Below are 11,216 nucleotides of genomic sequence, written 5' to 3' on the forward strand. Positions count from 1 at the left end.
GTCAGATGCGAGTTATGGTATGCAAAGACAGCGATCGCTATTAATTTTGATTTTAGTCCTGATAATCGCCGCTATTACGGTGATTGCCACAATTCCGATACCTCTGGGGCTGGACTTGCGCGGAGGTTCACAGCTCACAATTCAGGTGAAACCATCAGCGGATATCCCCAAAATCACCGAACGCGAATTGGAAGGTGTGAAGAAAGTTGTCGAAGGCCGGATTAATGGTTTAGGTGTTTCTGAGCCAGTAATCCAAACAGTCGGCGCAGATAAAATACTGGTGCAACTACCAGGAGTTAACGATCCAGAACAAGCTGAACGGGTGCTAGGCGGTACAGCACAGTTAGAATTTCGTACCCAAAAGGCGAATACAGAAACTCAACTGCTGGCTTTTCAAGCATCAAGAGCTGAATTGAAATTCAAGCAAGAAGAATTAAGAAAGAGTACCGACAAAGCGGCAATTGTCAAGAATCAAGAAGACTTACAAAAAAATAATCAAGCGATCGCAGAATTGTTTGAAAGCACTAATCCACCACTAATTGGCAAATACCTCAAGGATGCCTATGGTGAACCCACTCAAGGTAACAACTGGAATGTTGCCATTCGCTTCGACCAAAAGGGTGGTGAACTGTTTGCCAATTTGACGAAAAACCTCGCCGGTACTGGGCGTAGCATTGGTGTTTTTCTAGACAATGAACTAATCAGCGCTCCTACTGTAGGTATAGAATTTGCCGCTACTGGGATTACAGGTGGTTCTGCGGTGATTACAGGACGTTTTACCGCCCAACAAGCCAATGACTTAGGCGTGCAGTTACGTGGTGGTGCATTACCCGTACCAGTAGAAGTTGCAGAAAGGCGGACAGTCGGAGCAACCTTGGGTAAAGATAGTATTCAAAGTAGTATTTATGCTGGAGTCGGTGGTTTGACTTTAGTATTAATATTCATGGTGGTTTACTATCGACTACCAGGATTGATTGCGGATATATCACTAGTGATCTACTCTCTCTTAACTTGGTCAACCTTTGCTTTGTTGGGCGTTACCCTAACTTTGCCTGGAATTGCTGGTTTTATTCTCAGTATTGGGATGGCAGTTGATGCCAATGTGCTAATTTTTGAAAGGACGCGGGAAGAATTGCGGGCGGGTAAATCTCTGTATCGTTCTGTAGAATCTGGTTTTTATCGGGCATTTTCTAGTATTTTAGATAGCAACGTCACTACATGGATTGCTTGCGCTGCCCTGTTTTGGTTGGGGTCTGGTTTAGTTAAAGGTTTTGCTCTAACCTTAGCTTTGGGGGTAGCTGTAAGTATGTTTACTGCAATTACCTGTAGTCGAACATTGCTATTTTTGGCAATTTCAATTCACTCCTTGCGGAAGACAGAACTTTTCTGTCCAAACCTGCCAGCATCGAATAAGGCAGAGGTGACTCAATGAAACTAAGCATTAATAAATCGCGATCGCTTTGGTGGAGTATTTCTGCCGCTATCATCATCGCTGGTATCATCTCAATGGTGATTTCTTGGCAACAACCTAGTATTCGTTCCCCCTTACGCCCCGGTTTAGATTTTATCGGTGGTACGCGGTTGCAGTTTGTCCGAGATTGCACCAAACCCGGTAACTGCGATAAACCAATTAATATCAACGCTGTCCGGGAAGTAGCAAAAGCACAGGGACTAGGTGATAGCAGTATCCAACTTGTCTCAGAAAATGGTGTAGAAAATGGTGTACTAATTCGGTCAAAAGATTTGAGTGTCGATCAGCGTACCAAATTACAAAACGCTTTGAGCGAAGAAATCGGCGTTTTTGACCCACAAAAGAACCAGATTGACTCCGTTGGTCCCACATTAGGCAGAGAACTGTTTACATCCGGGATGTTAGCTCTGATAGTTTCCTTCATCGGTATTACTATCTACATGAGTTTCCGCTTCCAGTTAGATTATGCTGTGTTTGCGATCGTTGCCCTACTCCACGATATCTTGATTACAGTTGGGGCTTTTTCATTTTTGGGTTTGGTGGCAGGCATCGAAGTAGATAGCCTTTTTATCGTCGCCTTACTTACGATCACAGGTTTCTCAGTCAATGACACAGTGGTAATTTACGATCGCATTCGGGAAACCCTTAAAATCCATCCCGAACAGCCGATTGCCCAAATTGTAGATGATGCGGTTAACCAAACATTGACAAGATCGATCAACACTACCTTAACCGTATTACTGACATTATCTGCAATCTTTTTATTTGGCGGAGAAACACTGAAAAACTTTTCGCTGGCTTTGATTATTGGCTTCACAATGGGGGCTTATTCGAGTATTTTTATCGCCAGTACTCTTCTAACTTGGTGGCGAGAGCGAAAAGGAGAATCCCAAATGTTAGACAACGCTGATTCGATTGATACATCTCCCAGTTCCCAGGATAGTTAAAAAGAGTGTATATTTCCCAATTGGGTGAAAGTATTTTGAATTGCTCACCCACGCCTTGCAATCTTATTTCCCTATGGATCAACCGCAAGAACGATTAAATACTGTCCCAGACTTTGAGAAATCTGACCCATCATTTGCTCAACAAGTACAAAGACTACATCAGCTAACAGTATATGGCAGGTGGCTGTTTGTCGGCTGTTTATGGCTGACCATTGCGCCTGCCTCGTTGTGGGGTCTACGTGCAGAAATTGCTCTGTGGCAACAATATTTTACCTGGGTGGCAGTGAGATTTGGATTGTTCTACCATCCACTGTCTACCTTCGGTCTCGCCTTTTGTCTGGGGATGACTGCTGCTGTTTTAGTTTGGCAAAGTCGGAATATTCTACTCGGACTGCCACCGCAGGAAAAACAACGTTTAGAAAAACAAGTTTATCGGATACGTCAACAGGGAGCAACTCATCCTCTATGGAAGTGGGTTTGTCATTAAATTTTCTTTCTCTACACGTACAGCAATTTATAGCAAAATATGACTTAACCTTACAAAGAAAGGCAGGAGTTAGGAGGCAGGAGGCAGGAGGGAATGAGTATCAATGAAAACTTGCATTTGCAGGGTTTAAAGCCCAGTTTAAACTAATAATTATACCGAGACTGCTTGCAGCGAGGTATAAAACGTCCTTGTTTCAATCCACCTTTATTAAGGGTGGGTTCCTCCTGCCTCCTGAATAGACATCTGCCCAAAAAGAATGTAGAGACTTAGTAGTGCTAAGTCTCTACAAGATTTCTGAATAATGCATATTTAATTTCATCAAATGTCTGTTCAAAGATACTGCTAAAAGTGGATGCCATACATGAACGATCTTCAGATTAAATTTAGCGATCGCAAGTCTGAAATTGACCTTTATCAACTCCAAGAACTGTTAAACGTTTCCGCTTTCTGGGCAAAGGGACGCAGTATTGAAGACTTAGGTATAGCTATTGCCAATAGTGAGCCAGTGATTTCCGTTTGGAATCGCGATCTGCTCATTGGCTTTGCAAGAGCAACATCTGATGGCATCTATCGCGCCACAATTTGGGATGTTGTGATTCATCCAGAGTATCAACATAGTGGGTTGGGAAGCAATTTAGTAGAAACCGTTTTAAGACATCCTCGTATGAAGTCGGTTGAGCGAGTTTACCTGATGACTACTTACCAACAGGGTTTCTACGAAAAGATTGGTTTTCAAAGCAACACTACCACTACGATGGTGCTACACAATCAAGCTAACCGTACTTTCCTTGCTGCTACAGAAGTGCAGCTTCAAGAATCATCGAAATAGTTCCGAGCAATGAGCGCTGAGTATTAAGTATACTAACTGTAGTAGTAGGGTAGTTAAAAAGCAAGATTTCCTCTCTACTACTCAGGACTCAGCACTACTCACTAGAGGAATAGAGATTTGTAGTCTGGTAAGCTGCTGATGTGGTTCCTTGACAATGGTCGAGGGCAAGATTTCTAACTTTCCTCCCATAACTTCCACCAAAGTTTGATTGATTAATAGTCTCATTCCTGGGGAAAGAGTAGCGTTTTTTTGGTCAATCGGGGTCAACGGATCTTCAAATTTGAGCAAATCAATCGGCTCGCTCCAAGGTACAGCATGGGTTGGTAAATCTAGCCAAATGTTTACAAAATTGTTTGTAGGTAGGGTGCTACTGGAAATACAAATGCTGCCTTCCTCCATTTGAGTAATGGCAGTGTCTATTAAACTTATCAATACTTGGCGGAGCCAGAGGTAATCTGTCAAAACATAAATTTCTGAGTCTGCGGGTAATAATTGTAAGGGAAAATTGCGATTTGCCGCCAGCATATAAGTTAAGTCATGAACCTCCTCTAAAATTTCGGCTAAGGCTCTGGGCTGAATATCTAATTTATTAGTGCCGTGTTCAGCTCTTGCAACATTGAGAATTTCATCCATTAGCTTCAGCAACTTCAGCGTTCGCTCGTGAGCTTGGGCAATAAATTCTCGCTCTTCAGCTGGATTTTCACACAAATCTGACAAAATTAATTGATGTAAGCCAATCAAACCATTAAAAGGCGATCGCAATTCATGGGTAGTCCGCGCCAAAAAACCAGCTTTAAACTGGCTCATTTCCTTTGCCATCAGATATGCCAGCTGGGTTTGCTGTAGCTGTTGCGATATTAGTGACATATCCTGTTGAGCTGATGGCGCTACTGGGGATGAGCTAGATAAAACATTAGGCGCTCGTCCAAATAACTGACGGAAAACCATACCTAGTGCTATTCCTACTCCTAGATATATCCAGTTGCTCCAATTCATATCTGGCAATTATTAACTTGCTAATTAAGTACAACAGCGCCAACTAAAGTTTCAGATTTCTCTGTTGTTAACACCACGAAAACAACATTATAGCTACCTATACTTGGTTATCACTCGATAAATCTAACTCGATCGCACCTTGTCGCAAAATCTGCCAATTTATCCCTGTCCATTTAGCAACGGTGGAAGGTATACCCATCCCTGGTATTTCACCCTGGTATTCTGTCGTTACTATCAGAACCTGGGGAAACTGAGTCTCAATTTCTGCGATTGTTTGCAAAGGCGGCTGACCAGAAAAATTGGCGCTAGTGGTGGCAAGAGGGCCTGTTTGCGCCAAAATAGTTTGAGCGATCGCACTGTTTGGTACTCGAATCCCAATTGTTGTTGGATCGATAGGATTCATAACTTTTGGTAAGCGTTCACTCGCTGGCAAAACTAATGTCAGCCCTCCTGGCCAATATTTATCTGCTAATTCTTGCCAAACTTTATATTCATTCTCACTACCTTTGACATACGGCCACAAATCTTCAGCACTAGCCGCCATCAAAATCAAAGGTTTGTCTTGACTGCGTTGTTTCGCCGCAAAAATTAATGCTGCTTTCTCTGGTATCGCTGCAAGTGCCGGAACAGTATCAGTCGGAAAGCTCACTAAAAGACCAGCGCGTGCGCCAACTATTAGATTTTCTAAAGAAACTTGGGTCATATTTACAAAGTTAGGAGTAGAGACGCGATTAATCGCGTCTGTGCAGGAGTAAGGAATTTCATAACTCATAACTCATAACTCATCACTCCTAACTTTTATAGGCCAGGGCAAAACGTTCAATTCCAGCTAAATCAGCGTGAATTTGAATCTTACAATAGCTACCTTGATTTTGTAAAAGTTCTCGCACTGCATCCGCTTGTCCAGCCATCATCTCAATCAGCCACACGCCACCCGATTGCAAATAACTGGGGGAGACTTCGATCAAATGACGAATACAATCTAAGCCATCAAGGCCACCATCCAAAGCTAGATGTGGTTCGTGGTTAACGACTTCTGGTTGCAAAGTCAGTAAGGTGCTGGTGGGGATGTAAGGGGGGTTCGACACCATACCACTGAACTGACCTTTTAAGAATGTCAGTGGCTCCCACCAGGAACCTTGATAAAATTGAATCCGGTCAGCAAAATCCAAATTATCAGCGTTGGTTCGAGCGATCGCCAAAGCCTCTAAACTGTAATCAACTGCATGAATTGTTGCTTTTGGCAAGACATCTGCTAATCCGATGGCGATCGCACCACTCCCAGTACCCAAATCTGCCCAATGTCCTGAGACACCGTTAGCAGCTGCTAAAGCTAAATCAATTAAATACTCTGTTTCTGGTCTGGGAATCAAAACTGCGCTTGACACCGCAATTTGAAAGTTACGCCAAGGTGTCACACCGGCAATGTACTGCACTGGTAAGCGGTCATTTAATCGCCTCTGCCACAGTTGGTCTAACTCTTCTAGCGGCAATTGCAGTTGAATTTGCGGCCAGTTTTTAAAAGACTCTAAACGCAGTGCCAAGCGGTCTAATCCAGCAACTTCGAGGAGCAACCAATCTACTTCCATTGGTGGGACATCAGTGGCGATCGCTGCTTCAAGAGCCGCATTCCGCCACTGCCAAAGTTGTAAACCAGAGACTATCGGATGTTTCTCCCCCATACCTCAACCTTGGAGCGCATATCCGTTATTTTTTCGGAGCGGGGGCGGCAGCTGGCTTGGCAGCTGGTGATTGATTTGGCGCCAGGGAGCGAATAAAATTGATCGACTCCCGTGATGGATACAGAACAATTTTATTGATACTAGGATCGCTGCTGCTATTGAGAGCTTCCATAACACCGTACAAATCTACCACCTGAATTTCAGTATTGGCTCCTTCCTTTGGCACGGCTTTTTTGAATTCCTCTAACAGAGCCACTGCTTGTTCTTTCTCAAAAAAGAAAGGGATGTATCGCTCATTACCTTTAGCAAGGGGAATAGTCAGATAGCTATTATCTTTCTTAAATTTGGGTACAAATAGAGGAATACCATTGAATTGCTCTACCTTTTTACCATTTTGATTGATCATACTTGTTGCCGAAGCTACTTGTTGTTGCGTCGGAACTAAAGTATAAATCACAGAATCTGATTTCTTTTTGCTTTCTTGAACTATTTTATAGTAGTCTGCCAAGGACAAAGGTCTAACCTGTAGAGTGCCTGCTAACTGGGGATTTTCTTTTTTGAGCCGATTGTCAAGGAATTTTTGAGCATCTTGCTTGCTAATAAAAAATCCCACTTGTGACACTGGCTTGGATGCGTTGTTTCTCGAAAGAACTACGAATTCGCCTTTAGGATTGGTGAGCGTGAATACTGGTACTTCTTGGAGCTTTTTCACAACCTGATCTTGTGGCAGAGCGATCGCCTCTAGATTGCCCATTCCTGGTATATTGCCTATTCCTGAAAGCCCTGTTAAAAATACACTGCCAGCTATACCCAATGTTGCGCCTAAGCGAATAAATGATTTCATGACTGCTCCTCGCATCAATAGTCCAATTAAATTAAACAAATGGTTGGATTTGCACAGCACCAACTAGCTTTAGTTATATAGCAATTCATTTTAGTTTTGAAAAATTCATTATGCGCGTTGAGGTTGAGTGTTAAGCGTCAACGGTCAAAATCCAATGTTCCCTAACTATTTAGAGTTGCTATAGTATCGTTTTCACAAGTTGGCTGTGCTAACGTTGTGTTTTTCTAGGTTTGCTTCGCTATTGACCGCGAAATGCCGTAGATGCTAATTATATGTCTTCTCAAACAGCAAAAAGCCTATCCATCTCTCCAACCTTGGAGATGATAAATGCCATTTTATCGGCTTTTTCTAAAATTAGTTGACGCTATTAGTTAATCAATCGTTCCATCTGCGATTGCTTTAATACAGCAGTTTTCATTTGTATGAAGTACAAAGTCATTGGTTTTGAGGCAGGAGGCAGAAGGCAGAAGGCAGAAGGCAGAAGAATAATTTAATTTGTAAGCCTTTGGTTTTGTACCTCACTTAGTTGCAAACTGCTGTATCTTCTCAAATCTATACAAAGCTTAGTGTTCAGAATATCTTACTATTTAATGACGAAATTTGTCTGTTAGGCTTCAACTACAAAACAGCCTAATTGGTCTTCTCCGTAAAAATATGTAATTCAATTGCATATTTAGCAAAGAAAACCTGGCTAATTACCCTAAGTGTTAACTATATTAATTAAATCGGGATGACAGGATTTGAACCTGCGGCATCCTGCTCCCAAAGCAGGCGCGCTACCAAGCTGCGCTACATCCCGTTATACTCATCCGCTTTTTTGGGTTTAGTTTTTATCTCCCCATCAAAGCGATCGCGCTTTCACAAAAGCGTTAAGGCAATCATATCACATAACACTGCTGATGCCTAATATATTTATATCTTCTGCAAATATTAGCTAGATTTAGATATTTGGACTGATAAAGGTTAAAGGTTTGTCTGCCGACTTAGTTTTACAAGAGATATTACTTGTGCGTTCGTCGGCTAAACCTTGTCAAACCAAATTTCAATAATAGATTTGTACTACTATACCTGATTTTATTGTGCGAATCGGGTTTTATTTGGATTGAGCATTAGTGAGGATACCAGAACATGCCTTTGATGCCTTCTGGATCGGCCATAAACCCCATAGTTCGGTAGAAATCTACAACATGGGGGTCAGCGAAGAGAGTGACATTACTAATTTCTTCACTCCTAAGTTTTTTGAGAACGTATTTCATTAGCGCCTTCCCCAGTCCTTGACTTTGAAAGTCTGGGTGAACCACTACATCCCAGATAGTGGCATTAAAGGCGTGATCTGAGGTAGCACGGGCAAAACCAATGAGCCGCTTTTGGTTTCCTCTCACTTGCCACATTGAAGCAACGAGAAAACTATGCTCAATAGCTTTTTTTACTTTTCTTAGAGGACGACGCGACCAACCAACTGCATCACAGAGTTCTTCTAGCTCATATAGGTCAATATCTCGTTCCGTACTGAAGACGATCCGAGCCTCCTTTGAAGCAGCTTCGCTAATACTACTGGGGCTGGAGTTGCCCGCAGTTTCTGCTGTATGCTCTTCAAAGAGATTTGTCCTAGTTGTCCCTACAGATTCAGGAGTACTAAACCAAGTTTTCCAAAAACCCATGCCAACGCGGTTCGGGTAGTATAACTGAATTGGTTTCCACTCTCAGGAGTGTTGATTCACTTTTAACATCGCTACCCCCATTTATTACCCTATTACACTCAAATTTTTTCGGTTGTTTTCGGGATTTGCAATGGTAACAGCTAGTTAGAGCGTGTTTCACACCAATCATTTTCAACTTTAGCATTTTGTTGTAAAGGCTAGGAGAAATTCACCAAAAGCGTAAGGATATAAACAATTCAAAATTCAAAATTCATAATGGAAAAACCTAATCCTGGCAATTGCTCCTATAGAGCTTAAATGCACGTTAGCTTAGGAGTGAATTGTATACACGGGATTGGGCATTGGGTATCGAGAACACTCTTCTGTTGTCCCCTTGTCCTCCCAGTCCCCAATCCTCAGTCCTTAGTCCTTAACACCCAACCCTCAACACCCAGCCCCCAGATGACGAAAGCAAGCGAGTTTTACCCTTAACAATGGCTTCTGGTTTAAAATCTTCGACACTGGAACTCCTAAAGCGCTTTAACCGAGCGTTTCCCCAGTTTTATGAGCAATTCGTCAGTAGTGAAATTCAACTGCAAAATTTGCGGTTAGCCTACCGTCTCTATAAAACTAGACGCGCTGTTATTGAACTAAAACCGGAAGGAAGCAAAAGTGCCCTGCATTTTGCTTACCGCAACCAGTCTTTTCTCCTCAGCGATATTTTTGGTGTACTAGCAGCTTATGGGTTGACTATCCACGGTTTAAGTCTATATGGTCAAATCCGTCCGCCAATGTTAGTTTTTATCAAACTTTTGGTATCTCGTGGTAGTAAAGCCTTGACCGAGAAAACCGCAGAAAATGTCTGTCGCGCCATTCGCGAGGCTTTAGGAGGTCGGTTTGAGGTAGAAGAGATGCTGGCGGTAGAATTTAATCTTGACACTGGCTTAGAGCAGGTACAAACTGAGTTTTATGTCGATCCGGTATTTCATCTCCCTGCTCTAGTAATTGAAGCTGATAATCAACCAGGATTATTCTACAAAGTGATGTATGCTATCTGGCAGGAAGACCTTTTGGTAGTTAATGCCAATTTACTGGTTTGGCGCGGACGTACACGGCTAATTCTCTACTTGTTAGGGCCGAATGAAAGTCTCATTCCTGAATATCTGGGTCACAAAATTGCTGAAGGAGTGCGACAGAGGTTGCTGGGTAAATAAAAAAGTGAGAAGTTATGAGTTATGAGTTATGAGTTAAAAATTCCTCACTCCTAACTTCTAACTCTTTCTACTTTAGTATTTAGTCGCACCCATCCTTAAGGGTACGATACAAGTATGGCAACTATCGAAATCTTGGGCGTTCCACACGCATACGAGCTAACGGCTCCCACTTCCTGCCCCCATGCTTTGGTATTTATCCACGGTTGGCTCAATAGCCGTGGATATTGGCAACCTGTGATTTCCCGCCTATCAGATGATTTGCAGTGCTTGTCCTATGATTTGCGGGGTTTTGGTGAATCCCAATCTCAGATAAAAACCGATTTTAGTCAAGCACAAACGTCTTTGAGTATGACGCCCATCTCCAGTAGTATGGCTGACTCATCTTTCGATTCTCTTTATACTCCTGCTGCGTATACTCAAGATTTAGCAGTTCTCCTGAAACAGTTGAATATTAGAAGTGCTTGGCTAATTGGTCACTCATTAGGCGGGACGATCGCTCTTTGGGGAGCAGATCAAATGCCTGAGCGTGTTAAGGGAGTTATCTGTATCAACGCTGGCGGTGGTATTTACCTCAAAGAAGCCTTTGAGCAGTTTCGCTCGGCGGGTCAGAAATTTTTGCAAGTCCGTCCGCGCTGGCTGTCCCAAGTACCTTTGATTGATTTGCTGTTTACCAGAGCTAGTGTAGCTCGTCCTTTAGAGCGCTATTGGGCACGTCAACGAGTAATAGATTTCGTTGTGGCTGACCCAGAAGCGGCTCTGGGAACTTTGTTAGACTCCACAACTGAAGAAGAAATCAATCGTTTACCTGAGCTAGTATCCCAACTGAAGCAGCCAGTTTATTTTTTGGCTGGTGCGGAAGACAAGGTTATGGAACCCAAGTATGTACGCCATTTAGCCAGCTTTCACAGGCTTTTTCAATATTGTGGTGACAATGTTTTGGAAATTCCTAATTGCGGACACCTGGCTATGTTAGAACAGCCGGATGCAGTGGCCGATCACATTCGGGCGATAGTCAATAGTTATAGGGTATAGGGTATTGGGCATTGGGCATTGGTAGTTACAAATGACAAATGACAAATGACAAATGACAAATGACAAATGACAAA

General features: G+C 42.7%; 11 protein-coding genes and 1 tRNA gene. 6 read left to right on the forward strand and 6 right to left on the reverse strand.

Annotation, left to right across the window (positions count from 1 at the left end):
• The first annotated feature begins 19 nt into the window (after positions 1–19).
• The 4 genes from secD to RMZ95_RS06480 all read left to right on the forward strand — a co-directional run bounded on the left by secD (position 20) and on the right by RMZ95_RS06480 (position 3,734).
• Complete coding sequence (secD, locus tag RMZ95_RS06465) at positions 20–1,432, forward strand: protein translocase subunit SecD (protein WP_322685002.1); 1,413 nt, start codon at positions 20–22, stop codon at positions 1,430–1,432.
• Positions 1,429–2,418: a protein translocase subunit SecF gene (secF, locus tag RMZ95_RS06470; protein WP_322671985.1), complete on the forward strand. Its 990-nt coding sequence runs from the start codon at positions 1,429–1,431 to the stop codon at positions 2,416–2,418. Before secD ends, secF begins: the two co-directional genes overlap by 4 nt.
• A 73-nt stretch (positions 2,419–2,491) precedes the next feature.
• Entirely contained in the window at positions 2,492–2,905 is a 414-nt protein-coding gene (locus tag RMZ95_RS06475) for a hypothetical protein (RefSeq protein ID WP_322671984.1), read from the forward strand.
• A 361-nt stretch (positions 2,906–3,266) separates the two neighbouring features.
• On the forward strand, positions 3,267–3,734 hold the full coding sequence (locus tag RMZ95_RS06480) for a GNAT family N-acetyltransferase (RefSeq protein ID WP_322671983.1): 468 nt from the start codon (positions 3,267–3,269) through the stop codon (positions 3,732–3,734).
• Between the two features lie 81 nt (positions 3,735–3,815).
• Here the strand turns inward: RMZ95_RS06480 and RMZ95_RS06485 are convergent, their stop codons facing one another.
• From RMZ95_RS06485 to RMZ95_RS06510, 6 genes are all read right to left on the reverse strand, one after another.
• Positions 3,816–4,730, reverse strand: coding sequence for a HAMP domain-containing sensor histidine kinase (locus RMZ95_RS06485; RefSeq protein ID WP_322684898.1), 915 nt, complete (start codon positions 4,728–4,730; stop codon positions 3,816–3,818).
• A 97-nt stretch (positions 4,731–4,827) separates the two neighbouring features.
• Entirely contained in the window at positions 4,828–5,433 is a 606-nt protein-coding gene (locus RMZ95_RS06490; RefSeq protein WP_322685001.1) for an L-threonylcarbamoyladenylate synthase, read from the reverse strand.
• A gap of 88 nt (positions 5,434–5,521) precedes the next feature.
• Positions 5,522–6,412, reverse strand: a complete 891-nt coding sequence (prmC, locus tag RMZ95_RS06495; RefSeq protein WP_322684897.1) for a peptide chain release factor N(5)-glutamine methyltransferase — start codon at positions 6,410–6,412, stop codon at positions 5,522–5,524.
• A gap of 25 nt (positions 6,413–6,437) precedes the next feature.
• Complete coding sequence (locus tag RMZ95_RS06500; protein WP_322684896.1) at positions 6,438–7,256, reverse strand: Tic22 family protein; 819 nt, start codon at positions 7,254–7,256, stop codon at positions 6,438–6,440.
• A 725-nt stretch (positions 7,257–7,981) separates the two neighbouring features.
• Positions 7,982–8,055 (reverse strand) — tRNA-Pro (locus RMZ95_RS06505).
• A 310-nt stretch (positions 8,056–8,365) separates the two neighbouring features.
• Positions 8,366–8,917, reverse strand: a complete 552-nt coding sequence (locus RMZ95_RS06510) for a GNAT family N-acetyltransferase (protein ID WP_322671979.1) — start codon at positions 8,915–8,917, stop codon at positions 8,366–8,368.
• A gap of 473 nt (positions 8,918–9,390) precedes the next feature.
• Between RMZ95_RS06510 and RMZ95_RS06515 the strand changes: the two genes are divergently transcribed.
• Complete coding sequence (locus RMZ95_RS06515; protein ID WP_012410214.1) at positions 9,391–10,110, forward strand: hypothetical protein; 720 nt, start codon at positions 9,391–9,393, stop codon at positions 10,108–10,110.
• A gap of 114 nt (positions 10,111–10,224) precedes the next feature.
• Positions 10,225–11,142: an alpha/beta hydrolase gene (locus RMZ95_RS06520; RefSeq protein ID WP_322684895.1), complete on the forward strand. Its 918-nt coding sequence runs from the start codon at positions 10,225–10,227 to the stop codon at positions 11,140–11,142.
• The last annotated feature ends 74 nt before the right edge of the window (positions 11,143–11,216 follow it).

Source organism: Nostoc sp. DedQUE07, from assembly GCF_034530975.2.
In the GTDB taxonomy this organism is placed as follows: domain Bacteria; phylum Cyanobacteriota; class Cyanobacteriia; order Cyanobacteriales; family Nostocaceae; genus Nostoc.